This is a genomic window from Streptomyces sp. BRA346 (assembly GCF_052851135.1).
Genome location: NZ_JAIWIH010000021.1, coordinates 173,002 through 196,327, shown reverse-complemented (window position 1 = coordinate 196,327; position 23,326 = coordinate 173,002). Strand labels below are relative to the sequence as shown.

Genomic DNA, 23,326 nt, shown 5'->3' with positions numbered 1-23,326 from the left:
CCGCCCCCCAGAAGGAGCCCGTCGGTGCCCATCACCTCGCTACAGCAGCAGTCCCTCGGCGATCTGGTCGCACACGAACTGCGCGTCCTCATCATCTCAGGACGGCAGCGCCCCGGCACCCACCTCGTCGAAGGTGCCCTCGCCGAGCAGTACGACGTCAGCCGCGGCCCGGTCCGTGACGCGCTGCGGCAGCTGGAGGCCGAGGGGCTGGTCGAATCCCGGCGCCGCGGGGTCTTCGTCACCGGGCTCACCGAGGACGATGTGGACGAGCTGTACACGCTGCGGGAATCCCTGGAGACCCTCGCCCTCACCCTCGCCATCGGCCGCGCCGAACCCGGCGACTGGGACCGCGCCCAGGGCTTCGTCGACCGGATGCGGGACGCCGCCGACCGCTCCGCGCCCAGCGACTTCGCCCTCGCCGACCTGGAGTTCCACTCCCAGTTCTACGTGCTGTCCGGGCATCGCCGACTGGTCGCGGTCTGGGAGCAGTACCGGCCCACCTTCGGCGTCGTCCTCGACGTGACCAACGCCCAGGACGTCGATCTCCACCCCTCCGCCGAGGCCCATGTCGACCTGCTGAAGACCGTGCGCAGCGGCGAGACCGAGACCGCCGTCACCACCCTGCGGGAGCACCTCCTCGGCGCCAAGAACCGGCTCCGCTCGGCGCTGCGCGCCGCACGGGCCTCCGCCGACGGCTGACCGTCCGCGGTCCGCCCCCGGCCGCCGCGCCGGGAAACGTCAGATCCCGCGCTCGTCCATGCCCTGCATCAGCGCCTGGTGGCTGGCGCGGACGTGCTCGCGCATCACCCGCTCGGCACCGTCGCCGTCCTTGGCCTGGATCAGGCTGAGGACGCGGTGGTGCTCGGAGTCCGACTCGATGAGCCGCCCGGGGCGGGACAGCGAGGTGCGCACCAGCCGGGCGTAGGCGAGCTGGTTCATCAGGGTGCGGTAGTGCCCCTCCAGCTTGCTGTTGTCCGCGCCCTTGACGATCAGGTCGTGGAACTCGTGGACCAGCGCCGCGTACCGTTCGGCGTCACCGTCCCTGACGGCCTGGTCGGCCGCCCGCATGCTGGCCTCCAGCTGATCCACTTCGGGCACGTTCCCGCGGAAGGCGAGCAGCCGGGCGGCGGCGCCCTCGAACAGCTCCTTCATCTGGAACAGCTCGGTCAGCTCACGGCGCGACGGTACGGCGACGAACGTGCCGACCCGCGGCCGGACTTCGACCAGCCCCTCTATCTGGAGCTGCTTGAGGGCCTCGCGGATGGGCGTCCGGCTGACCCCGAAGGTCTCGGACAGCGCCATCTCGGACAGGCTGGAGCGGGGCGGCAGTTCGCCACTGATGATCATCTGCCGCAGCTCTTCGGCGACCCGCGCCTGCATGCTGGTCTGCTGAAGCCGCTTGCCCGTGGGTTGTTGCATGGCACGGAACCGTAGGCGGGGCGCTCTCTCCCCGTCAACCTCGCCGCCGGTCGAGGGCGGGCCTCTGTGATCTGCCATACAAGAGCGCTCCGTCCGTCCCTACGTCATGACCTGAGGATGAACGGATCCCCGGCCGGTTCCTCGCTGGTGTTGATCCACACGCTCTTCAGCCGGGTGTACTCCCGGACCACCTCGGTGCCGTGCTCGGTGCCCATGCCGCTGTTCTTGAAGCCCGCCCGGGGCGACATCGGCGACATCGAACGGTAGGTGTTGGCCCACACCGTGCCCGCCTCCAGCCGGGCGGCCATCCGGTGCACCCGGTTCACATCCCGGGTCCACACGCCCGCCGCGAGGCCGTACGCCGAGTCGTTGGCGATGGAAAGCGCCTCCTCCTCGGAGTCGAACGGCATGACGGTGGCCACCGGCCCGAAGATCTCCTCCTGGCAGATCCGCAGCGTGTTGTCGACGCCGGTGAACACGGTGGGGGAGTAGAAGTACCCGCCCAGGCCGGTGTCCGGCCGGGACCCGCCGCAGACCACCTTCCCGCCCTCGGAACGGCCGAGGTCGACGTACGACTCGACCTTCTCCAGCTGCTCGGCGATGGCCAGCGGGCCCAGCTCGGTGGTGTCGTCGAGGGGGTCGCCGATCGCGATGGTGGCGGCCCGTGCCGACACCCGCTCCAGGATCTCGTCGTACACCTCGCGGTGCACCAGCACCCGGCTGCCCGCCACACAGGTCTGACCCGCGGCGGCGAACACCCCGGCGATCACGCCCATGGCGGCGGAGCCCAGGTCGGCGTCCGGGAAGATGATGTTGGGCGATTTGCCGCCCAGCTCCAGGGTGCAGCGGATCAGCCGGTCGGCGCAGGTACGGGCGATCCGGCGGCCGGTCCCGGTGGAGCCGGTGAAGCTCACCTTGGCCACGTCCCGGTGCTCGGTCAGCGGGCCGCCCGCGGTCGCGCCGAAGCCGGTGACCACGTTGACCACGCCCGGCGGGAAGCCCGCCCGCTCGACGAGTGGGGCGAGCGCCAGCAGCGAGGCCGAGGTGTGCTCCGAGGGCTTGATGACCATCGTGTTCCCGGCGGCCAGCGCGGGGGCCAGCTTGGTGGCGGTGAGCAGCAGCGGGGAGTTCCAGGGAGTGATGGCGCCCACCACGCCCACGGGCTCGCGCAGGGTGTAGTTGAGCAGTTCGCGGCCGGCGCCCGGGATGACCTCGCCCTGGATCTTGTCGGCGAGTCCCGCGTAGTAATAGAAGTACTCGGGCAGGCCCGCGAGTTGGGCCCGCATCTCGCGCAGCAGCTTGCCGTTGTCGAGGGATTCGGTGCGGGCCAGCTCCTCGGCGTGTTCACCGATCAGATCGCCGAGGGTGCGCAGCAGCCGGCCGCGCCGGGTCTGGCTCAGATCCCGCCAGCGCGGATCCTCGAAGGCGGCGCGGGCGGCGCCCACCGCGCGCTCCACATCGGCGGCGGTGCCGTTCGCCGCCTCGTACCAGGGCTCGGCGGTGGCCGGGTTGACGCTGGCGAAGTAGCCGCCGTCGGCGGGTGCGGTCCACTCGCCCGCGATGTAGTGGTCATGGCGCGGCAGGCGGTTCATGAGCTGTGGCACTCCTGATGTCCGGTGTGGCTTCCCGTGTGGCTTCCGGTGTGACTTCCGGTCTGGGTGAGGATCGCGTCGGCGAGTCGCTCCGGGCACTCCAGCGGCAGCAGATGGCGGGCCCCGGGCACGATCACCGCCCGGCCGCCGGGGATCCGCTGCGCGAGCCGGCGCGACATGGCCGGGGTGGAGCCGGGGTCGTCCTCCCCGGTCACCGCGAGGGTGGGGGCGGTGATCCGCGGCAGCAGCGGCCACAGCCCGGCGTCGGCGGTCGCGAAGACGTCGTAACAGGCGAGGTACGAGACGGGGTCGTTGGCCAGCAGGGTGTCCAGCACCCGGCGCGCCAGGAGGGGCTCCTGGGCCCGCCAGCCGGGCGAGAACCAGCGGTCGACCGCCGCCCACGCGGACGCCCCGAAGTCCCGGGCCGCCACCTCCCGCCGCCGCGCCACCGCCGTACGCTCGTCCTCCGACCGCCCCGCCACCGAGCTGACCAGCGTCAGCGAGGCGGTGAGGTCCGGCCGGTCCAGGCCGAGCCGCTGGGCGACCAGGGCGCCGAGCGAGAAGCCGACGATGTGCGCGGGTCCGTTCAGCAGGGCCGCGACGTCCGCGGCCAGCTCGGCGAGCGACACCCCGGGGGCCGCGGCCGGGGAGGCGCCGTGGCCGCGCAGGTCGACCAGCGTGACCCGGTGCCGGGCCGTGAGCGCGGGCAGGCACCGCTCCCACATGCTCCGGTCGAGCCCGACGCCGTGCAGCAGGACGAGGCCGGGCCCGGTGCCGTGCGTCTCGTGCCCCAGCGCGACCGGGGTGGTGGAGCGCGCCCCGGGCGTACCCACGACGCTCACTGCTCCGTGGCGAGCGGGGCCAGCCGGGCCTGGGGGCGGCCCTGGGCGGCGGCCGCGAGCCCGACCACGATCTCGTCGGCGCGTGGTCCGTCCGCCACCCGCACCTCGATGCTCTGGTGGTGCGAGCGGATCGTGGCATCGGTGATGTGCTTGAGCGGGATGTCGAAGACCGTGCCCGCGGCCGCGCGCTTCTCCACGGCGGGCAGCAGCGTGGTGGCCTTCGCCGCCCGGCGGAAGTGGTCGCCGAACTTGAGCGTGTGGATCAGCCCGGAGCCGTGCTCGATCTCCCCGTCCAGGCCCACGACGGCGGCCTTGCCGTACGCCTCGACCGGCGCGCCCAGCGCCTCGACCACCCGGGGCGCCAGCAGCTCGCCGAGCTTCGGCGCCACCTCGTCGATACCCGGCAGCAGGTCGGCCACGTAGCCCTGCCCGGCCCAGGGGTTCTCGATGATGGCGAGCACCACCGCGGTCCGGGCGGGCGGGTCCACGGGGCGGCCGCCCTCGCTGTGGATGTCCTCGGTGAAGGTGATGATCTTGCGGACGTTCACTGGACGGTCTCCATGTTTTTCGGGTTTTCGCGGTCTTCCAGGTCGGCGAGGCGGATGGCGGGGTCGGTGGCCCGGTCCCCGATGCGCGCGTTGGGGCGGGGGCCGGAGGCACCGGCCGCGATGACCACGATCTCGTCGGGCCGGGGCGCGTCCGGGATGCGGATCTGGCACGTCTGGTAGTGCGAGCGGGTGGCGGCCGCCGTCTTGTGCCACAGCGGTACGGTCAGCGGCTCGCCCGCCGGAAGCCGGTCGTCGCTGAACACGATGATCGAGGTGCCCTCGGTCAGCTCCCGCAGCACGTTGCCGAAGAACGGGGTGTGGATCAGCGCGCCGCCGTGTTCGATCTCCCCGTTCAGGCCGACGATCGCGGCCTTGCCGAACGACTCGACGCGGTCCACGCCGCCCAGCGCCTCGCTCACCCGGTCGGTGAGCAGCCGCGCCAGCCCCGGGGCGATCCGCTCGACCTCGGGCTGGAGATCGGCGACCAGGCCCAGGCCCGCCCATGGGTTACGGATCACCGCGGCCGCCGCGACCCGGCGCACCGGCACGGCCACCGGCCGTCCCAGCTCCAGCAGCAGATCGTCGGTGACGCTGACGACCTTGCGCAGGCCCAGGTCACTCATGGCCGCCGCCACCGGTGAACCGCGGCATGACCTTCTCCGCGAACAGCTCCAGGCTGCGCATCGCCTTGCGGTGTTCCAGGCCGGGGTGGGTGGTCCACAGCAGCAGATGCTCCAGACCCACCTCCTCCCGCAGCTCGGCGATCTTCTCGGAGACGTACTCGGGGGTGCCGACCAGCAGATTGCGCTCCGCCAGGAACTCGAAGGACAGCTCGTGGGCGTCGGTCAGCTCCTCGCCCGCCTCCATCAGGTTGCCCAGGCCCCGGAAGTGCATGATCCACCGGTAGGTGGTCATCAGCGCCTCCTCGAAGTCGGCCCGGGCCTGCTCCATGGTGTCGGCGACGTACACGTCCCGCACCAGGCCGATGCCCTCGCCGAGCGCGTACGCGCGGCCGGACGCCTCGCTCGCGGTGGAGCGGTACAGCTCGAAGCGCTCCTTGAGCGCCGAGACCGGCGGCAGCCAGAACATCCCCTGGACCCCGTCGGCCGCGGCCGCCTTGATCGACCGCGGGCTGTCGATGACCTGCCACAGCGGCGGGTGCGGGCGCTGCAACGGGTACGGGGTGACCTGCATCTTGGTGATGGCCCCGTCCGCCATGTAGTCCGGGGTGGCGGGGGAGAGGGGGTGGTTCCACGTCACCCCCGGGGCGGGGAACTCGTAGAAGCGGCCGCGGTGCGAGAAGAACTCGCCGCTCCACGCCTTGCGGAGGATCTCCACGGTCTCGTCGTACAGCGCGCGGTTCTGTTCCTGGTCGCGCGGATCGGCGAGCGCGTTCAGATTGAGCGCCTCGCGCCCGTACAGCCCGCGCCCGAGGCCCACCTCGACCCGGCCGCCGGAGAGCTGGTCGAGCATCGCGATGTCCTCGGCGAGCCGCAGCGGATGCCAGAAGGTGGCGATGTTCGCCGCCTGACCGATCCGGATGTCCTCGGTGCGGGCGGCGATGTCGGCGCCCATCAGGACCGGGTTCGGGGTGATCTCGATCGCCTCGTGGCCGAAGTGGTGCTCGGTGTACCAGGTGGACCAGAAGCCCGCCCGGTCGGCGGCGACCGCGAACTCCCGGGCCTCGTCCATGACTTCGGCGTAGGAGCCGAGCCGGCCCGGTGCTCCGAGGTTGTGGAATATCGAGAAGCGCATGCAGCGTCCGTCCTGTTCTTCCGGGTCACGCTGTGCCATGGCAGGGAGGCTAGGAGTCCGGTTGAGGCCCGTCAAGGGTTAACGTCCAGGCAACAACTTTGACCTGTGCATTTGGTGCGAGAGCGGTTCTTTCCCGGCTCATTTGTCCCAAGGTGTTGACAGTGACGGATGGCGTTCCTACCGTCCTCTGCCATACAAGAGCTGAATGAGGGATCCGTCATGACGCACACTCTTGACCGCACCGCCCGCATCCGCTCCGCCTGGCAGGCCGCCTGGGATCAAGGCCGGGTGGAGGCGCTCGACGAACTGCTCAGCCCCGGCTACGTACGCCGCCGCGGCCCCGCCGCCGCGCCCCAGGACCGCGAGCAGTTCAAGAACTCCGTCCGCGCCATCCGCGAGGCGTTCCCCGATCTGCACACCGAGATCGAGGAGATCGTGGAGGACGGCGAGGAGCTGGCGATCCGCTGGCGCAGCACCGGCAGCCACACCGGTGACTTCCTCGGCGTGCCGCCCACCGGCCGCCCGGTCGAGGTCTCCGGCGCCACCTTCACCCACTTCGACGGCGGTGTGATCGCCGAGGAATGGGTGACCTGGGACCCCCGCCAGCTGCTGGAGGCGCTGGGGATCATCACCACCACCCAGGAGGCCGCCGTCGACGCCGATCTGGTGCGCGGGGTGCACCGCAAGTTCATCACCGGCGTGACCGTGGTGACCACCGACGACGCCGGTACGCCCAGGGGGCTGGCCGTCAACGCCTTCTCCAGCATCTCGCTGGACCCGCCGATGGTGCTGGTGTGCGTGCAGCACAGCTCCACCACCCACCCCGCGCTGCACCGGGCCACCCACCTGGGCATCAACATCCTCGCGGCGAACCAGCTCGACGTCGCCAAGGTCTTTGCGTCCAAATCGGACGACAAGTTCGCCGGGCTCTCCTGGGCCGCGGGCGCCCATGGCGCACCGCTGATCGACGGGTCCTGCGCCCAGCTGGAGGTGGAGATCGGCGAACGGCTGGAAGCGGGCAGCCACACCGTCTTCACCGGCCGGGTGGTCGCGGCCCGTCACGAGGACCTGGCGCCTCTGGTCTACAGCGGCGGTGGGTTTTTCGATATCTCGAACACAGCGCCTTTGCCGTGGTGAGACGCCCCGGCCGCGCCTGGACCCTCCCATTCCCCCGCTCATCGCCACCCCTTGACGCCCGGATCTCCCCTGTCCCCAGGAGCACGCCCATGACCCACGACGATGCTGCGCCGGTCTACGGCAGCGCGGTCACCAAAGTCGAACCCTTCGGGGTCGACCACATCCCCGACAACGAGCGGCACGGCAAGCCCAGCTCACAGTTCTTCGTCTGGTTCGCCGCCGGTCTCAACTTCCCCATCATCCTGCTCGGATTCAGCGCGATCAGCCTGGGCCTCAGCTTCACCGGCGCGGTTGCCGCGATCGTCGTCGGGGCCGGGGTCGGATCGGTGCTGATGGCCGTGATGTCCAAGATGGGCGTACGGCTCGGGGTGCCGCAGCAGATCCAGGCGCGCGGTCCGCTGGGCTTCTTCGGAAACTTCCTGCCGGTGGCGTACATCAATGTGTTCGCCGGGGTCGGCTGGGCCTCGGTCACCGTGATCCTCGGTGGCAAGGCGATCGCCGAGCTGACGCATCTGCCCTACTGGCTCTGTGGACTGCTGCTCACCGTCATCGAGCTGGTGGTCTCCATCTTCGGCTACAACATGATCAATTTCCTTCAGCGTGCGCTCACTTACGTGCTGACCCCGCTGTTTGTGATGATCACGGTCGTCGCCCTGGTGCGCGGCGCGGGCACCTTCGACGCCAACCCGAAGGCGTCCGGCTACATCGGCGACACGGGCGGCTGGATCACCTTCTGCGGCTGGTTCCTCTCCTTCCTCGTCGCCTGGGCGCCGTTCGCCTCCGACTACTCGCGCTATCTGCCGGACACCCCGAAGGTGGTCAACCGCACCGCCTGGTACACCGGGTTCGGCAACTTCGTCACCATCGCCTGGCTCGGCATCCTGGGCGTCCTGGTCGGCTCGAACGCCAACAGCACCGACTCCATCACCGCCCTCCACGAACTGGCCGGGCCGTTCGCCGTCCCCGCGCTCATCGCGGTCGGCCTCTCCGCGCTCGCGCAGAACTTCCTCAACGTCTACGGCGGCGCGATCTCCGTCCAGACCCTGAAGGTGCCGGTCACCCGGACCCAGGCGGTCACCGTCATCTGTCTCCTGGCGTATGTGATCAGCCTGTGGGGCGAGTCGGGGATCGAGGAGAAGTTCTCCGTGTTCCTCAACCTCACCGCGTACTTCATCGCGCCCTTCGCCACCGTGCTGCTCCTGGACTACTGGCTGGGCGGCCGCTCCGACCCGGCGCGGATCGCCGAACTGTACGACCGCGGGCGGGTGCTCTCCTGGGGCTTCGTCGCCTGGGCGGGCGGCGTGGTGGCGTCCGTACCCTTCTGGGAGTCCAAGCTGTACACCGGGGCGTTCGCCTCGGCGTACCCCGGCGCCGGTGACCTGAGCATGTACGTCGGCGCGGGCGCCTCCGTGGTGCTCTACCTGCTGACCTGCCGGCTGAAGCCGCTGTGGGTACGGGCAGGCGCGGACACCGGCACCCCGGCCGCGTCGCCCGCGGAACCCGCGGCGGCGGCGAGGCCCTGACGGCCCTTCAAGGAGCGGGCGGCATCGCGGTGGCGGTGCCGCCCGCTCCCGTGTCTGTCGCATAGACTCCGGCGCAGCCGCCGCGGAAGGAGCGCCCTGCCATGACCACCGCGCGGGTACGCCGGGTCGATGTGCCCCAAGTGACGCCGGGAGGCGAGGACTTGGCGGACTCCGACTACGTCTCGGCCTTCGAGCTGACGGCGCCCCGGTCCCGGTCCCCCGAGGAATGGGCGCGCGCCACGTTCGAGGGCGCCCCGGCCCCTCTGCGGTGGTGCCTGGTGGGCGGATGGACGCTCGTCCTGGGGCTGCGGCTGGGGCCGAGGACGTCCCCGGCCCATGTCCTGGGCTGGCCCGTCACGGATTCCGGCGCGCACTCGATCACCCTGGCGGCGGCCTCGCGGCTGGTCGCCGCGCGCAACGTCGTGGCCGTGGACGGGGCGAGGGTCGTCTGGGTCACCTCGGTGCGCTTCCACGGGCGCGTCGGCCGCGCGGTGTGGGCCATGGCCGCGCCGGTCCACCACCTGGCGGTTCCCTTCCTCCTGGGGCGCGCGAACCGGCGCGGGTGAGCGGGTGCCGCGGATGAGCGGGCCCGGCGGCTCACGCGGGGCGGCCCAGCTCCTTGCGGAACAGGTCCAGCACATTGCCGCCGAGGATCTGGTGGACCGCGGCCTCGGAGAAACCCCGGTCGATCAGTGCCTCGGTGACCAGGGGCAGGCCGCGGGGCCCTTCCAGGCCCGGGACGACCAGTTCGGCGTACTCCAGGTCCTCGCAGCACGGCGGGTTGACATCGGCGCTGACCTCCTTGATGAAGTCGGGCCCCAGGCCCACCCGGTCCGGCCCGGCGACCTCCGCGATGTGGGCGATGTGGTCGGTCAGCCGCTCCACCGTGCGCTCGTCCGGGTCGGTGGCCAGGAACTCGCCGAGGAAGTTCACGCACACCATGCCACCGGTGGCCACGATCCCGCGGATCTGCTCATCGGTGAGATTGCGGTGGTGGTCGAGCAGCGCACGCGCCGACGAGTGGGTGGCCAGCACCGGGCGGCTGGCCAGTTCCAGCACATGGGCGACGCCCGAGGCGCCCAGATGCGAGACGTCGAAGAGGATGCCCAGGCGCTCCATCTCCCGCAGTGCCTCGACTCCGGCCGCCGTCAGCCGACTGCCGGTGGCGTCCTCGCCGCTGCCGTCGGCCAGCGCGCTGCGCCCCCAGTGGGCGATGGACGCGACCCGCACGCCCAGACGGTGGACGGTCGGGATGAGCTCCACGTCGGCGTCGATGCCGGGGGCGCTCTCCAGCGCCAGCACCAGCGCGATCCTGCCCTCCGCCAGCGCGGCGTCGATGTCGGACCCGTCCAGGCACAGCCGTACCTCGTCCCGGTTGCCCTCGGCCAGCGCATGGGCGCACTCGATCATGCGGAGCGTCTCCCGCAGCGCGCCTTCGGGGCGGAACCGGTCCTCGATGAAGACCGGCAGCACCTGGAGGTCCACTCCGCCCTCGCGCAGCTGGGGCAGCCACTGCTCCCGGAAGAAGGACGCCCAGCGCCGCGGCGGCCGGGCGGCGACGGCGATCAGCAGATCGTTGTGGGCGTCGGCGACGACCGCGCGGTGATGGAGTTCGCGGGACACGTGTGGCATTCCTCCACGGTTCAGGGGGCGTTACGGGGCGGAGCACCCCGAACCTAACGATGTCGCGGCGGTACGGGAAGCGGAATACGGCCGGAGTTCCGACCCGCTGTTTCCCTCGCCCCCGGGCGGGCACCCGCGAGTGAGCCGCAGGGGCGCGCCGCTGTCGAAAGGGAGAGCGCGCGGAGGCCCTGAGGAACGAAGGGCCGAGCAGGGTCGACCGTCGACAGGGGCTTTTGCGCCCCGGAGGCGAACCGAGCATCAAAGGGGCGGGGCGCCCGGAGGTGGCCGATGGCGGACGGCGACAAGACCACCGGTGACGGCGGCCTGGTGGCGGCCGCCGTCGCGCTCACCGTGGCCACCGGGGCGATGGACGCGATCAGCTTCCTCGCCCTCGGCGGCGTCTTCACCAGCGTCATGACGGCCAACCTCTCCCTCCTCGGCATCTCCGCGGGCGCCCAGGACCCGGACCGGGCCCGGGACGCCGCCGTCGCGGTGGCCGGATTCGTCGCGGGCGCCCTGCTCAGTGCCCGTATCGTCCGGGGCGAGCGGCCCGTACGGCGGCTCCGCTGGGCGCTCGGCGTGGAGGTGCTCGCGCTCGGCGGGCTGTGGGCGGGGTGGGCCTCGGCGGGCGGCGACCCGGGCGGGGGCGCGCGGCTGGGGCTGCTCGCGGTGGCCGCGCTCGCCATGGGCGGCCAGAGCGGTCTGGTGCGCGCCGTCGGACCGCCGGGGATGTCCACCACCTACCTCACCGGCACCCTGACCGGGCTGCTGGTCGACGTGGCCCGCGACGGCCGGGTGCGCTGGGTCAGCCTGGCGCTGCTCGCGTCCCTCGTCGTGGGTGCGGCGTTCGGCGGGCTGCTGGTCACGTACGCCGCTCCGGCCGCGCCCGCCCTGCCCGCCGGGCTGGTCGCGCTGGTCCTGCTGGTGTCCTTCGCACGACCGGCGGCTGCTCGGGGTGCACTGCTTCGGCACCGGCGCGACCGAGCTGATCCACATCGGCCAGGCGGTGATGGGCTGCGGCGGGACCGTCGACTACCTGGTCGACGCGGTGTTCAACTATCCGACCTTCGCCGAGTCCTACAAGGTCGCCGCCCTCGACGCGACGAACCGGATGCGCGAGGTCGACCACCTCGGGGCCTGAATCCCGGCCCGCCGCCGCGTAACACATCTTTTGGGATACTGGGAGGCGTATCGGGAGGTGGTTCGAGATGACCCGCGCAGTCGGTATCGACCTGGGGACGACGAACTCCGTGGTCTCGGTCCTCGAGGGCGGTGAGCCCACCGTCATCACCAACACCGAAGGCGCCCGGACCACCCCCTCGGTGGTCGCCTTCGCGAAGAACGGCGAGGTGCTGGTCGGCGAGGTGGCCAAGCGCCAGGCGGTGACCAACGTGGACCGCACCGCCCGGTCGGTCAAGCGCCACATGGGGGAGGAGCACTGGCACTTCCCGGCCACCGGCGACATCGACGGCAAGCGCTACACCGCGCAGGAGATCTCCGCGCGGGTGCTCCAGAAGCTCAAGCGCGACGCCGAGGCGTACCTCGGCGAGGACGTCACGGACGCCGTCATCACCGTCCCCGCGTACTTCAACGACAGCCAGCGCACCGCCACCAAGGAGGCGGGCGAGATCGCCGGGCTGAAGGTGCTGCGGATCATCAACGAGCCCACGGCGGCCGCCCTCGCGTACGGTCTTGACCGGGAGAACGACCAGCGGATCCTGGTCTTCGACCTCGGTGGCGGCACCTTCGACGTCTCGCTGCTGGAGATCGGCGAGGGCGTGGTGGAGGTCAAGGCCACCAACGGCGACACCCATCTGGGCGGCGACGACTGGGACCAGCGCGTCGTGGACCACCTGGTGAAGCAGTTCAAGAACAACTACGGGGTCGATCTGGCCAAGGACAAGATGGCGGTGCAGCGGCTGCGCGAGGCCGCCGAGAAGGCCAAGATCGAACTGTCCGCGGCGACCGAGACCGCGATCAACCTGCCCTACATCACCGCGTCCGCCGAGGGCCCGCTGCACCTGGACGAGAAGCTCACCCGCTCGCAGTTCCAGCAGCTGACCGAGGACCTGCTGGAGCGCTGCAAGGCCCCCTTCCACCAGGCGATCAAGGATGCCGGGGTCAAGACCGCCGACATCGACCATGTGATCATGGTCGGCGGCTCGACCCGGATGCCCGCGGTGACCGGCCTGGTCAAGGAGCTGACCGGCAAGGATCCGCACAAGGGCGTCAACCCGGATGAGGTCGTGGCGATCGGCGCGTCCCTCCAGGCCGGTGTGCTCAAGGGTGAGGTGAAGGACGTCCTGCTGCTGGACGTCACCCCGCTGTCCCTGGGCATCGAGACCAAGGGCGGCATCATGACCAAGCTGATCGAGCGCAACACGACGATCCCCACCAAGCGCTCGGAGGTCTTCACCACGGCCGAGGACAACCAGCCCTCGGTGCAGATCCAGGTGTTCCAGGGCGAGCGCGAGATCGCCGCGTACAACAAGAAGCTCGGGATGTTCGAGCTGACGGGGCTGCCGCCCGCGCCGCGCGGGGTGCCGCAGATCGAGGTGGCCTTCGACATCGACGCGAACGGCATCATGCACGTCTCCGCCAAGGACCTGGGCACCGGCAAGGAGCAGCGGATGACCGTCACCGGCGGTTCCGCGCTGCCGAAGGACGACATCGACCGCATGATGCGGGAGGCCGAGCAGTACGCGGAGGAGGACCACAAGCGCCGCGAGGCCGCCGAGACCCGCAACCAGGCCGAAGCGCTCGTGTACCAGACCGAGAAGCTGCTGCGCGACCAGGCCGGGAAGGTGCCGCAGGACGTCCGGGAGGAGGCCGAGACGGCGATCGCGGAGCTGAAGGAGACGCTGAAGGGCGAGGACACCGCCGCGATCCGGGACGCCACCGACAAGGCCGCCACCGTCGGACAGAAGATCGGTACCGCCCTCTACGCCCAGGCCCAAGGGCAGTCCGGGACCCCGGGCGGGGGCGGGAGCGGCGACGGAGGCCAGGGCCAGTCGCAGGCGGACGCCGACGAGGTCGTGGACGCGGAGATCGTGGACGACGAGAAGCCGAAGGGGAGCACCCCCTAGGGACCTGGGGAAGGTGTGCCCGGACCGTGGCGCGGGCCCGGAATGCGGGGAGAATGGGGGGTGACGTCGAAACTCCGGGGATGTGTCCGTGAACAACGGGACCGGCGACACCGGCTACGGGAACATTCGGCTCGACCGTACCGGTCAGGCCGAGGCGTTCGATGCCATCGGCGACCGCTACGACGAGGCGTTCCCGCACAAGGACGGCCAGCTCGCCGCGGGCGAGTGGCTGATCGGCCTGCTCCCGCGCGGATCCCGGGTGCTCGACCTGGGCTGCGGCACCGGGCTGCCCACCGCGCGCCAGCTGACCGGCGCCGGGCTCCGGGTCACCGGTGTCGACCTGTCCGCCGGAATGGTGCGGCTCGCCCGGTCCTATGTCCCCGGCGCCTCCTTCCACCAGGCGGACATCGCCGATCTGCGGACCGGGGGCCCGCTCGACCTCGGCCGGTTCGACGCGGTCACGGCGTTCTTCTCGCTGCTGATGCTGCCCCGCGCCGAGATCCCGCTCGCGCTGGGCACCATCCACCGCCTGCTGTCGCCCGGCGGGCTGTTCGCCCTGTCGATGGTGGAGGCCGACGTGGACGACTTCTCGATCCCATTCCTCCGCTCCACCATCCGGGTCACCGGCTATCTGCGGGACGATCTGCGCGAGGTCATCGAGGCGGCCCGCTTCGAGATCGTCGGCGAGTCGTCCTACACCTACGCACCGGCCTCCTCGGACGTCCCGCCCGAGGAGCAGATCTTCCTGCGGTGCCGACGGGGCGGCTGAGGAATCCGCATCCGTACCCGTACCGCATCCGCGACGAACGGCACAGCTGATGGCGCACCCCACCCCCCAGGAAGGCCCGGACCGGCCGGGCGGCCGGGCCGTGGGGCCCGCCGCGCCCTCCCGCCGGACCCCGCCGCAGTCCGGGCCGGGCCCGCCCGGCGCGGAGCACCCGCGGGAGGCAGCGGCGTACGGCACCGGGCCGCAGACCGACCGGCTGCGCTACCTCGACACCGCCACCCGGCAGATCGCCCGGGGCATGGACCTCGACGAGACACTGCACGAGCTGTGCCGGGCCGCCGTGCCCGCCTTCGCCGACGCGGCCGTGGTGCATCTGCGCGACCCGCTGCCCGCCGGGGAGGAGGAGCCGCCGGGACCGCTGGTCCTGTGCCCGCACGCGGCCGGACCGGAAGCCGCGCCGGATGCCCCGCCGGGAGCCGGACCGGAAGCCGCACCGGAGGCGGGGCCGGGAGCCCCATCCGGTTTCGCCCGGCTCACCGTCACCGGCCGGCTCGCGGATCTGCTGGCCGCCGGGCGCGCCGCGTTCGGGGACGTCCCCGGAATCGCCGCCGCGGTCGCCGAGCTGCTGAGCCCCGCGGTGGGCGGCCCCGGCCCGGTGCCGCCCGGCCGACGGCTGATCATCGCCCCGCTGCGCGGCCGCGAGCACACCGTCATGGGCGCCGCCGTCCTCGTACGCCACCCCGACCGGCCGCCCTTCACCGGCGACGATCTGCTGGTCGCCTCCCAGCTCGCCACCCACACCGCCCTCGGCATGAACAAGGCGGTGCTCTACGGGCGCGAGGCCTCCGTCGCCGACGCCCTCCAGCGCACCATGCTGCCCGCCTCGCTGCCCGAGCCGATCGGCGTCCGGCTGGCCACCCGGTACCTTCCCTCGTCGAAGACCGCCCGGGTCGGCGGCGACTGGTACGACGCGATCCCGCTGCCCGGCAATCGCGTCGCCCTCGTCATCGGCGACGTCATGGGCCACTCCATGACCTCCGCCGCGATCATGGGACAGCTGCGCACCACCGTGCAGACCCTCGCCGCCCTGGATCTCTCGCCGGACGAGGTGCTGCACCACCTCGACGAGCAGGCCCAGCGGCTGGGCAGCCAGCACATGGCCACCTGTCTCTACGGGATCTACGACCCCATCGCGCACCGGCTGCTGATGGCCAACGCCGGACACCCGCCCCCGGTGCTGCTCCAGCCGGGAGGCCGTGGCCAGGTGCTGCGGATCCCGCCCGGCCCGCCCGTCGGCGTCGGCGGTGTCAGCTTCGAGACGGTGGAGATGTTCGCGCCCACCGGGGCCACCCTGCTGCTGTACACCGACGGTCTCGTGGAGTCCCGCGACACCGATGTGGCCACCGGGGTCGAGCTGTTGCGCGATCGGCTGCACACCACCGCCCAGGTGCTCGACCCCCCGCCGCTGGAGCTGCTGTGCGACGCGGCGGTGGGTGCCGTCGGGCCCAGGGACCGCGACGACGACATCGCGCTGCTCGCGGCCCGCTTCGACGGCATCCCGTCGTACAACGTCGCCTACTGGTTCCTGGATCCGAAGCCGCAGACCGCGGGCAGGGCCCGTCGGCTCACCCGCCGCACCCTGCACCGCTGGCATCTGGACTCGCTGCTGGAGCCGACCGAACTGATGGTCAGCGAGGTGGTCACCAACGCCGTCCGCTACGCCTCCCGGCCGGTGACGCTGCGGCTGCTGCGCACCGATGTGCTGCGCTGCGAGGTGGGCGACGACTCGCCGTTCGTGCCCAGGATGCTGCACGCCCGGCCGGGCGACGAGGGCGGCCGTGGCCTGTTCCTGGTCAACGAGCTGGCCCGGCGCTGGGGCGCGACCCGGTTGAGCACCGGCAAGCTGGTGTGGTTCGAACAGCAGCTGCCCCGGGACCTCCGGATGGAGATCCCGGAGGACTGAGGGCCCTCACCGGCCCCTCACCGGCGGAAGATCTCCAGCCGGGACGGCGCGGGCCGGTCCGGCGGCGGCAGGACGAGCGGCCGCCGTCCCGGGGTGATCGACCCCAGGACGCCGGGGTGCCGGGCGCCGGTGCAGCTCGGCACGGTGCCCGCCAGGCCGTGGGCGGTCAGGAAGCCCAGGACGGCGAAGGCGTACGCCTCCTTGGCCGCCGCCGGAAACCCGAGGTCGTCGGAGACCCGCAGGGCGATGGGGCCGAGCGTGCGGCGCAGCGCGGCCATCAGGCTCGGGTTGCGGACCCCGCCACCGGAGGCGATCACCTCGGTGGCGTGGACGGAGCGCGCCGCGTCGGCCACGGTACGGGCGGTCAGCTCGGTGACGGTGGCGACGAGGTCGTGGTCCGCCACCGGGCCGGTGGCCGCCAACGCGGCCCGCAGATAGGGGAGGTGGAACCGTTCCTTGCCGGTCGTCCTGGGCGGCGGCAGCGCGTAGTACGGCTCGGCCAGCAGCCGCTCCAGCAGTCCGGGGTGGACGGTGCCGCGCGCGGCGAGGGCGCCGTCCGCGTCGTGGTCGAGCCGCCCGTCCGTCAGATCCCGGACCGCCGCGTCGATGAGGGCGTTCCCGGGGCCGGTGTCGAACGCCAGCGGCTCCCCGGCCCGGGGGACCACGGTGAGGTTGGCGATGCCGCCCAGGTTCAGGGCGGCGCACACCCCGGGCCGCCCGCGCAGCCACAGCGTGTCGATCAGGCTGACCAGCGGCGCCCCCTGGCCGCCCGCGGCCACGTCCCGGCTGCGCAGATCGGAGACGACGGGGACGCCGGTGGCCTCGGCGATCCAGGCGGGCTGTCCGAGCTGGAGGGTGCCGTGCACCCGGCCGTCCTCGGCCCAGTGGTACACGGTCTGCCCGTGCGAGCTGATCAGGTCGGCCCGTCCGTCGCACAGCTCCCGGTCGGCGCGGACGGCGAGCCGGGCGAACGCCTGGCCGATCCGGGTGTCGAGCGCGCACACGTCCGCCAGGGTGGTCGCCGCCGGTGGCAGCGCCGCGGCCAGCGCCGCCCGTAACGTGTCCGGGTAGGCGGCGCCGATCAGGCCCAGCGGGGCGAGCACCAGGGTGTCGCCGTCGAGGGCCAGATCGGCGGCCGCCGCGTCCACCGCGTCGTGGGATGTGCCCGACATCAGTCCGATCACGCGCATGGGGTTTCCTCCTCGCTCTCGTCCCGGGGCGGGTGCCGCTCCTCCTCCCGCAGCGTGCCCCGGTGGGTGTCGCCGCGCAGGGTGGCCAGGGCGACCAGGCTGAGGGCACCGGTCGCCGCCACGTAGTACGCGGGGATGTCCGCGTCGCCGGTCCGTTTGATGGCCTCGGTGATGATCAGCCCGGCGCACCCCGAGAACACGGCGTTCGACAGCGCGTACGCCAGCCCGAGCCCCGTGTACCGGACGCGGGTCGGGAACATCTCGGCGAGCATCGCCGGGCCGGGTCCCGCCATCAGCCCGACCACCGCGCCCGCCACCAGTACGGCCACGCCCTGGACGAGGGCCGAACTGTCCGGGTCCTGAAGGAGGTTGAGCAGCGGAAAGGCCAGCACGGTCACCAGGGCGGCGCCGGTCAGCATGACCGGGCGCCGTCCGATCCGGTCGCTGAGCAGCCCCGCCGGGAGGATGGCGGCCGCGAAGCCCGCGTTGGCCACCACGGTGGCGATCAGCGCCTGCTGGAACGTGGTGTCCAGGGTGGCCTGGAGATACGAGGGCATGACGACCAGGAAGGTGTACCCGGCCGCGGCCCAGCCCATGATGCGCCCGGCGCCCAAGACGATGGCGCGGGCCACCTCGCGGCGCGTGGCCGCCGGGAGGCGTGCCACACCGCTCCGCCCGCCCGTCTCCCGGAACGACGGGGTCTCCTCCAGTCTCAGCCGCAGCCACAGCGCGGTCAGCCCGATCGGCAGGGCCAGCAGGAACGGCAGCCGCCAGCCCCAGTCGCCCAACGCCTCCTCGCTCAGCGCGGTGGCCAGGACGGCGGCCGTCCCGGCGCCCGCGAGCAGCCCCAGCGCGACGGTGAACGACTGCCACGCCCCGTACAGCCCGCGGCGCCCGGGCGGGGCGAATTCCGTCATGAGCGCCACCGCGCCGCCGAACTCGCCGCCGGCGGACAGCCCTTGCAGGATCCGCACCAGGGTGAGCAGCCACGGGGCGGCGGCGCCGACCGTGTCGTACGTGGGCAGCAGGCCGATGAGCGTGGTGGCGCCGGTCATCAGCAGCAGCACCAGGATCAGGGTCGGGCGCCGTCCGATCCGGTCGCCGACGCGGCCGAAGACGGCGGCGCCGATGGGCCGGAAGAAGAACGCGAGCCCGAACGAGGCGTAGGTCTTGACCAGGCCCTCGATGCTGCCGGCGCCCTCGGGGGTGAAGAAGTTCGCGGCGATGACCGTCGCGAAGAAGCCGTAGACACCGAACTCGTACCACTCGATGAAGTTGCCGACCGAACCCGCCAGCAGGGCGCGGCGCGTGGCCGGACCGGGGAGAGAACAGCTCACCTGCATCCCGTACCCGCCCGGGGCGGGTACGTACCGGACGTGGCTACCGGGGCGGACCTTTCAGCGGCTGCTCGGCCCAGATGGTCTTGTGGTCCCCGGAGTACCGGGTGCCCCAGCGCTGGCTGAGCTGCGCGATGAGGAACAGCCCGCGGCCGCCCTCGTCCATCCGTCCGGCCCGGCGCAGATGCGGGGCGGCCGCGCTGCTGTCGGACACCTCGCAGATCAGCGACTGGTTTCTGATCAGCCGCAGCTGGATCGGGCTGCGGGCGTGCACGATGGCGTTGGTGAGCAGCTCGGTGACCACGACCTGGGTGGTGGCCACGAGATGGCCCAGCTGCCACCGCGACAGCTGGTGCGCCACGTGGGCCCGGGCCCGGGAGACGACCGCGGGTTCGGCGGGCAGGTCCCAGGCGGCGCAGCGGTCGTCGCTCAGCGCCCGGGTACGCGCCACCAGCAGTGCCACGTCGTCGGGCGGGTGCCCCGGGATCAGCCGGGAGACGACGGTGTCGCACACCACGTCCGGCGACAGATCGCGGCAGTCGTCGTCCAGGGCGCGGAGCAGCCGGTCGAGCCCGGCGTCGATGTCGTGGTCGCGGGACTCCACCAGGCCGTCGGTGTAGAGCACGAGGAGGCTGTGGTCGGGCAGTTGGACCTCGGTGGCCTCGAACGGCAGTCCGCCGACGCCCAGCGGCGGCCCGTTCGCGGAGTCGAGGAACTCGGCGCGGCCGCCGGGGGTGATGACGGCGGGCGGGGGGTGCCCGGCCCGGGCGAAGGTGAGGTGCCGGGTGATGGGGTCGTAGACCGCGTACACACAGGTGGCGCCGAAGGCCCAGGCGTCGATGGCCGGTTCGGGCGGGGGACCGGCCGCGGCGCCGGTGGCATCGCCGGGCTCCTGGCCCTCGGCGGCCTGTTCGTCGACCAGCCGCCGCACCTGGTCGTCGACGTGGGCCAGCAGCTCGTCGGGGGGAAGGTCGAGGTCGGCCAGGGTGCGGACGGCGGTGCGCAGCCGCCCCATGGTGACGGCGGCCTTCATGCCGTGGCCGACCACGTCCCCCACGACGAGCGCCACCCGGGCGCCGGACAGCGGGATCACATCGAACCAGTCGCCGCCCACCCCCAGGCGGCTGCCCGCCGGGAGATAGCGCGATCGGGCCTCCACGGCCGCCTGGGTCGGGAGCCGCTGGGGGAGCAGGCTGTGCTGGAGGGCGAGGGCGGTGCCGCGTTCGCGGGTGTAGCGGCGGGCGTTGTCGATGCACACCGCGGCACGGGCCACGATCTCGTCGGCCAGCAGCAGATCGTCCTGTTCGAAGGGGTCGGTGCGCTGCCGCCGCAGGAACACCGCCACTCCGAGGGTGCTGCCGCGGGCCCGTACCGGCACCACCATCCAGGAGTGGATGCCCCACCGCTTGATGCCCTCGGCCCGCTTCGGATCGTCGGCGAGCCAGCCGGGGGGCGGATCCCGGCCGTTCACCGACTCCAGGACGGAGGTGCCGGTGGCCAGGGCCCGGGCGAAGGGGGAGGCCGGGGCGGACGCGTGGACGTCCACGTCCTCCACGTCGGCCACCGCCTCCGGGGTGCCGGGCACGATGGACTGGTGGGCGGCGCGCCGGAACACGCTCTCGCCCGCCACCGCCCCGGTGGGCGGCTCCTCGCCCTCGAAGACCGAGTCGATCAGGTCGATGCAGGCGAAGTCCGCGAGCCGGGGCACCGCCACGTCCGCCAGCTCCTGGGCGGTGTGCAGCAGGTCGAGGGTGGAGCCGATGCGGGCGCTGGCGTCGTTCAGCACCGCGAGCCGCTCCCGGGCGCGGTGCCGCTCGGTGATGTCGAGCACCGCGTGGCAGACGGCGAACACCTCGCCGGAGCGGTCCTTGAGCGGAAAGACCGAGTTGGACCAGACACGCTCCCGGTCCGGGTCGGAGGGCACCCGGCCCCGAACCTCGACGTCGGCGACCGCGACGCCCTGGCGGAGCACCTGGTGCTGGGTGGCCTCCATTTCGGAGGTGTCCACCTGTGAGACCGTCTCGCTCAGGGTGAGCCCCAGCCGCTCCTCGTCCGGGACGCCGCTCAGTCGGCGCAGAGCGGCGTTCTGCATCAGACAGCGGTACTGGTCGTCGTAGACGCTCATGGCGATGGGTGAGGCCAGGCCCAGGCCGTCCAGGAGCGCGCGGCCGATGTCCTGGCGGCGCACCGCCTCCTCGCGGGTGGCCTGGAGCAGCCAGTGGGGGCGCCCGTCGCCCGGGGACCACGGCTGGGCCCACAGGACGGTGCGTACGTCGTGGCCGTCGCGGTGGCGCAGCACCGCGGGGCCGCCTCCGGCGGCGGTGTCTGACGCGAAGCGGGGCGGCCCCGGGCCGCCGGGGGCGAACAGCTGGGCCACCGGGCGTCCCACCACGTCCTCGGCCCGGTGCCCGAGGAGGTTCTGCGCGCCGAGGCTCCAGCCGGTCAGCACGCCCCGCTCGTCCACCACACAGGTGGCCTCCGAGATCAGGTCGGGGAGGTGGTGGGGCCATCCGCGGAAGGTGGTGTCGCCCATTGCATGCGCTCTCGCCTCGTACCGGCACGTGCAGCGAATTTTACTCCGCCCGGCCCGCGGGACGCCTTGGCGTCGATCATTAATTCATATTTAATATCGGCCGTGAGCCCTTCTTCCCCCGCTCAGGGATCCGCCCGGGAACCCGGGTGCGTGATCGTCACCGGCGCCGCCGGCGGCATCGGCGCGGCCACCGCCCGCCGACTGGCCGCGGACGGCGCCGGGGTGCTGATCGCCGACGTGCTGCGCGAGGAGGGCGAGGACGTCGCCCGGGAGATCCGCGCCGACGGCGGCAGGGCCGTCTTCCAGCACTGCGACGTGGCCGACGAGGCGTCCTGGGACGCGGCGGTGCGTACCGCGACCGACGCTTACGGACCGGTGTCCGGGCTGGTCAGCAACGCCACCGCGGTACGGATCGGGCCCGCCGACGCGATCGGCCTCGACGAGTGGAACCGGCAGCTGTCGGTCGGCCTCACCGCCGCCTTCCTCGGCTTCCGCGCCTGCCTCCCCGGCCTGCGGGCCACCCGGGGGAGCGCGGTCCTGGTGTCGTCCGTGCACGCCCTCGTCGGCCTCCCCGGCCGCCCCGCCTACGCGGCGGGCAAGGCCGGGCTCACCGGGCTGACCCGCCAGCTGGCGGTCGAGTACGGCCCCGCGGTGCGGGTCAACGCCGTCCTGCCGGGCCCCGTCCTCACCCGCGCCTGGGCCGGGATCAGCGAGGAGGACCGGCGCAGCAGTGCCGAACAGACCGCGGCCCGCCGCCTCGGCCGCCCGGAGGAGGTGGCCGGGGCCATCGCCTTCCTGCTCGGCGGCGACGCCTCGTTCGTCACCGGCGCCTCGCTGGTGGTCGACGGCGGGTGGAGCGTGCTGAAAACCAGTTCCTGAGGAGCAAGCTGTGATCATCACCCGTGTGGAGACCTTCGCCGTCCCGCCGCGCTGGCTGCTGTGCCGCGTGGAGACCGACGAGGGCGTCGTCGGCTGGGGCGAGCCGGTGGTCGAGGGCCGCGCCGCCACCGTCCGCACCGCCGTCCACGAACTGGCCGAACTCCTCGTCGGCAAGGACCCCGCCCGGATCGAGGACCACTGGCAGCTCATGACCAAGGGCTCCTTCTACCGGGGCGGCCCGGTGCTCTCCAGCGCGGTCGCCGGACTCGACCAGGCGCTGTGGGACATCGCGGGCAAGACCCTCGGCGTACCCGTCCACGTCCTGCTCGGCGGGCCGGTACGGGACCGGGTCCGCGCCTACTGCTGGGTCGGCGGCGACGAGCCCAGCGCGATCGGCGAGGCGGTCACCGCCCAGGTCGAGGCGGGATTCACTGCGGTGAAGATGAACGCCTCCGGGCGGATGAACCGGCTGCCCACCGTCTCCGACATCGACGCCGTCGTGGCCCGTGCCGCCGCCGCACGCGAGGCCCTGGGACCGGACCGGGACTTCGCGGTCGACCTCCACGGCCGCTTCACCGCCGCGGCCGCCCGCACGGCGCTGCCCCATCTGGCCCCGTACGGTCCGCTGTTCGCCGAGGAGCCGGTCCTTCCCGAGTACACCCATCTGCTCGGCGACATCGTCGCCTCCTCGCCCGTCCCCATCGCCACCGGGGAACGGCTCTACTCGCGCACCGATGTGCTGCCCGCGCTCCAGGCCGGGGTCGCCGTGCTCCAGCCCGACCTCTCGCACGCCGGGGGCATCTCCGAGGTGCGGCGCATCGGCGCGCTCGCCGAGACCTTCGACATCCCCCTCGCCCCGCACTGCCCGCTCGGCCCGGTTTCGCTCGCCGCGAGCCTCCAGATCGCCTTCGCGACCCCCAACTTCCTGATCCAGGAACAGAGCATCGGCATCCACTACAACGACGGCGCCGAAGTCCTCGACTACGTCGTCGACCCCGAGGTGTTCCGCTTCCACGAGGGCCACATCAACCGGCCGACCGCCCCGGGGCTCGGCATCGAGGTCGACGAGCGGGCCGTGCGCGCCGCCGATTCGACGGCCCCCGACTGGCGCGGCCCGATCTGGCGCCACGCGGACGGCTCGTTCGCCGAGTGGTGACCGCGCCCGGATGACC

19 protein-coding genes and 2 pseudogenes are annotated in these 23,326 nt (G+C 72.5%); 11 read left to right on the top strand and 10 right to left on the bottom strand.

The annotated features are described in order from the left end of the window. The first annotated feature begins 24 nt into the window (after nt 1–24). Nucleotides 25–699: a GntR family transcriptional regulator gene (locus LCH29_RS24405; protein ID WP_009712462.1), complete on the top strand. Its 675-nt coding sequence runs from the start codon at nt 25–27 to the stop codon at nt 697–699. A gap of 39 nt (nt 700–738) precedes the next feature. Here the strand turns inward: LCH29_RS24405 and LCH29_RS24400 are convergent, their stop codons facing one another. The 6 genes from LCH29_RS24400 to LCH29_RS24375 all read right to left on the bottom strand — a co-directional run bounded on the left by LCH29_RS24400 (nt 739) and on the right by LCH29_RS24375 (nt 6,195). Next, on the bottom strand, nt 739–1,419 hold the full coding sequence (locus LCH29_RS24400; protein ID WP_446463867.1) for a GntR family transcriptional regulator: 681 nt from the start codon (nt 1,417–1,419) through the stop codon (nt 739–741). A gap of 104 nt (nt 1,420–1,523) precedes the next feature. Beyond that, a complete protein-coding gene (locus tag LCH29_RS24395; RefSeq protein WP_446463866.1) occupies nt 1,524–3,011 on the bottom strand; it encodes an aldehyde dehydrogenase in 1,488 nt (495 codons plus the stop codon). Continuing rightward, nucleotides 3,008–3,844 carry an alpha/beta fold hydrolase gene (locus LCH29_RS24390; protein WP_446463865.1) on the bottom strand — a complete coding sequence of 279 codons (837 nt, stop codon included), beginning with the start codon at nt 3,842–3,844 and terminating at the stop codon, nt 3,008–3,010. The genes LCH29_RS24395 and LCH29_RS24390 overlap by 4 nt, the downstream gene beginning before the upstream one ends. A gap of 5 nt (nt 3,845–3,849) precedes the next feature. Continuing rightward, nucleotides 3,850–4,401: an amino acid synthesis family protein gene (locus LCH29_RS24385; protein ID WP_123108264.1), complete on the bottom strand. Its 552-nt coding sequence runs from the start codon at nt 4,399–4,401 to the stop codon at nt 3,850–3,852. Beyond that, nucleotides 4,398–5,024: an amino acid synthesis family protein gene (locus LCH29_RS24380; protein ID WP_446463864.1), complete on the bottom strand. Its 627-nt coding sequence runs from the start codon at nt 5,022–5,024 to the stop codon at nt 4,398–4,400. The genes LCH29_RS24385 and LCH29_RS24380 overlap by 4 nt, the downstream gene beginning before the upstream one ends. Further along, nucleotides 5,017–6,195 (bottom strand): LLM class flavin-dependent oxidoreductase, encoded by a 1,179-nt coding sequence (locus LCH29_RS24375; RefSeq protein WP_446463863.1) that lies wholly within the window; start codon nt 6,193–6,195, stop codon nt 5,017–5,019. The genes LCH29_RS24380 and LCH29_RS24375 overlap by 8 nt, the downstream gene beginning before the upstream one ends. A gap of 180 nt (nt 6,196–6,375) precedes the next feature. On the opposite strand from LCH29_RS24375, the gene LCH29_RS24370 reads away from it, so the two are divergent. From LCH29_RS24370 to LCH29_RS24360, 3 genes are all read left to right on the top strand, one after another. Then, complete coding sequence (locus LCH29_RS24370; RefSeq protein ID WP_446463862.1) at nt 6,376–7,293, top strand: flavin reductase; 918 nt, start codon at nt 6,376–6,378, stop codon at nt 7,291–7,293. Between the two features lie 89 nt (nt 7,294–7,382). Then, nucleotides 7,383–8,816, top strand: coding sequence for a purine-cytosine permease family protein (locus tag LCH29_RS24365; protein WP_446463861.1), 1,434 nt, complete (start codon nt 7,383–7,385; stop codon nt 8,814–8,816). A gap of 101 nt (nt 8,817–8,917) precedes the next feature. Beyond that, nucleotides 8,918–9,382, top strand: a complete 465-nt coding sequence (locus LCH29_RS24360; protein ID WP_446463860.1) for a DUF2867 domain-containing protein — start codon at nt 8,918–8,920, stop codon at nt 9,380–9,382. A gap of 31 nt (nt 9,383–9,413) precedes the next feature. On the opposite strand, the gene LCH29_RS24355 is transcribed toward LCH29_RS24360, so the two are convergent. After that, entirely contained in the window at nt 9,414–10,448 is a 1,035-nt protein-coding gene (locus LCH29_RS24355; RefSeq protein WP_446463859.1) for a dipeptidase, read from the bottom strand. A gap of 279 nt (nt 10,449–10,727) precedes the next feature. On the opposite strand from LCH29_RS24355, the pseudogene LCH29_RS24350 reads away from it, so the two are divergent. From LCH29_RS24350 to LCH29_RS24330, 5 genes and pseudogenes are all read left to right on the top strand, one after another. Further along, nucleotides 10,728–11,351: pseudogene (locus tag LCH29_RS24350) on the top strand (YoaK family protein); the annotation flags it as partial. A 25-nt stretch (nt 11,352–11,376) separates the two neighbouring features. Next, nucleotides 11,377–11,580 (top strand): annotated as a pseudogene (locus LCH29_RS24345) (Si-specific NAD(P)(+) transhydrogenase); the annotation flags it as partial. A gap of 67 nt (nt 11,581–11,647) precedes the next feature. Further along, nucleotides 11,648–13,525 carry a molecular chaperone DnaK gene (gene dnaK, locus LCH29_RS24340; protein WP_446463858.1) on the top strand — a complete coding sequence of 626 codons (1,878 nt, stop codon included), beginning with the start codon at nt 11,648–11,650 and terminating at the stop codon, nt 13,523–13,525. A gap of 82 nt (nt 13,526–13,607) precedes the next feature. Continuing rightward, complete coding sequence (locus LCH29_RS24335; protein ID WP_446463857.1) at nt 13,608–14,294, top strand: class I SAM-dependent DNA methyltransferase; 687 nt, start codon at nt 13,608–13,610, stop codon at nt 14,292–14,294. Between the two features lie 49 nt (nt 14,295–14,343). Then, nucleotides 14,344–16,215, top strand: a complete 1,872-nt coding sequence (locus tag LCH29_RS24330) for a SpoIIE family protein phosphatase (RefSeq protein ID WP_446463856.1) — start codon at nt 14,344–14,346, stop codon at nt 16,213–16,215. A gap of 17 nt (nt 16,216–16,232) precedes the next feature. On the opposite strand, the gene LCH29_RS24325 is transcribed toward LCH29_RS24330, so the two are convergent. Genes LCH29_RS24325 through LCH29_RS24315 form a run of 3 tightly spaced genes read right to left on the bottom strand, consistent with a single transcriptional unit; the run spans nt 16,233 to nt 21,275 of the window. Beyond that, nucleotides 16,233–17,405: an anhydro-N-acetylmuramic acid kinase gene (locus tag LCH29_RS24325; RefSeq protein WP_446463855.1), complete on the bottom strand. Its 1,173-nt coding sequence runs from the start codon at nt 17,403–17,405 to the stop codon at nt 16,233–16,235. Continuing rightward, nucleotides 17,396–18,748 (bottom strand): MFS transporter, encoded by a 1,353-nt coding sequence (locus LCH29_RS24320; RefSeq protein WP_446463854.1) that lies wholly within the window; start codon nt 18,746–18,748, stop codon nt 17,396–17,398. Before LCH29_RS24320 ends, LCH29_RS24325 begins: the two co-directional genes overlap by 10 nt. A gap of 37 nt (nt 18,749–18,785) precedes the next feature. Beyond that, a complete protein-coding gene (locus LCH29_RS24315) occupies nt 18,786–21,275 on the bottom strand; it encodes a SpoIIE family protein phosphatase (RefSeq protein WP_446463853.1) in 2,490 nt (829 codons plus the stop codon). A gap of 150 nt (nt 21,276–21,425) precedes the next feature. Here LCH29_RS24315 and LCH29_RS24310 point away from each other — a divergent pair, with 150 nt between their 5' ends. Together LCH29_RS24310 and dgoD are read left to right on the top strand one after the other, a co-directional pair. Then, nucleotides 21,426–22,154, top strand: a complete 729-nt coding sequence (locus tag LCH29_RS24310; protein ID WP_446463852.1) for an SDR family NAD(P)-dependent oxidoreductase — start codon at nt 21,426–21,428, stop codon at nt 22,152–22,154. A 10-nt stretch (nt 22,155–22,164) separates the two neighbouring features. Then, entirely contained in the window at nt 22,165–23,310 is a 1,146-nt protein-coding gene (gene dgoD, locus LCH29_RS24305; RefSeq protein ID WP_446463851.1) for a galactonate dehydratase, read from the top strand. Nucleotides 23,311–23,326: the final 16 nt, after the last annotated feature.

Coding starts and splice junctions, on each gene's coding strand:
- LCH29_RS24400 (WP_446463867.1), bottom strand. CDS start 1,419: ATGCAACAACCCACGGGCAAGCGGCTTCAGCAGACCAGCATGCAGGCG.
- LCH29_RS24330 (WP_446463856.1), top strand. CDS start 14,344: ATGGCGCACCCCACCCCCCAGGAAGGCCCGGACCGGCCGGGCGGCCGG.
- LCH29_RS24320 (WP_446463854.1), bottom strand. CDS start 18,748: ATGCAGGTGAGCTGTTCTCTCCCCGGTCCGGCCACGCGCCGCGCCCTG.
- LCH29_RS24365 (WP_446463861.1), top strand. CDS start 7,383: ATGACCCACGACGATGCTGCGCCGGTCTACGGCAGCGCGGTCACCAAA.
- LCH29_RS24395 (WP_446463866.1), bottom strand. CDS start 3,011: ATGAACCGCCTGCCGCGCCATGACCACTACATCGCGGGCGAGTGGACC.
- LCH29_RS24370 (WP_446463862.1), top strand. CDS start 6,376: ATGACGCACACTCTTGACCGCACCGCCCGCATCCGCTCCGCCTGGCAG.
- LCH29_RS24355 (WP_446463859.1), bottom strand. CDS start 10,448: ATGCCACACGTGTCCCGCGAACTCCATCACCGCGCGGTCGTCGCCGAC.
- LCH29_RS24315 (WP_446463853.1), bottom strand. CDS start 21,275: ATGGGCGACACCACCTTCCGCGGATGGCCCCACCACCTCCCCGACCTG.
- LCH29_RS24360 (WP_446463860.1), top strand. CDS start 8,918: ATGACCACCGCGCGGGTACGCCGGGTCGATGTGCCCCAAGTGACGCCG.
- dnaK (WP_446463858.1), top strand. CDS start 11,648: ATGACCCGCGCAGTCGGTATCGACCTGGGGACGACGAACTCCGTGGTC.
- LCH29_RS24325 (WP_446463855.1), bottom strand. CDS start 17,405: ATGCGCGTGATCGGACTGATGTCGGGCACATCCCACGACGCGGTGGAC.
- LCH29_RS24375 (WP_446463863.1), bottom strand. CDS start 6,195: ATGGCACAGCGTGACCCGGAAGAACAGGACGGACGCTGCATGCGCTTC.
- LCH29_RS24380 (WP_446463864.1), bottom strand. CDS start 5,024: ATGAGTGACCTGGGCCTGCGCAAGGTCGTCAGCGTCACCGACGATCTG.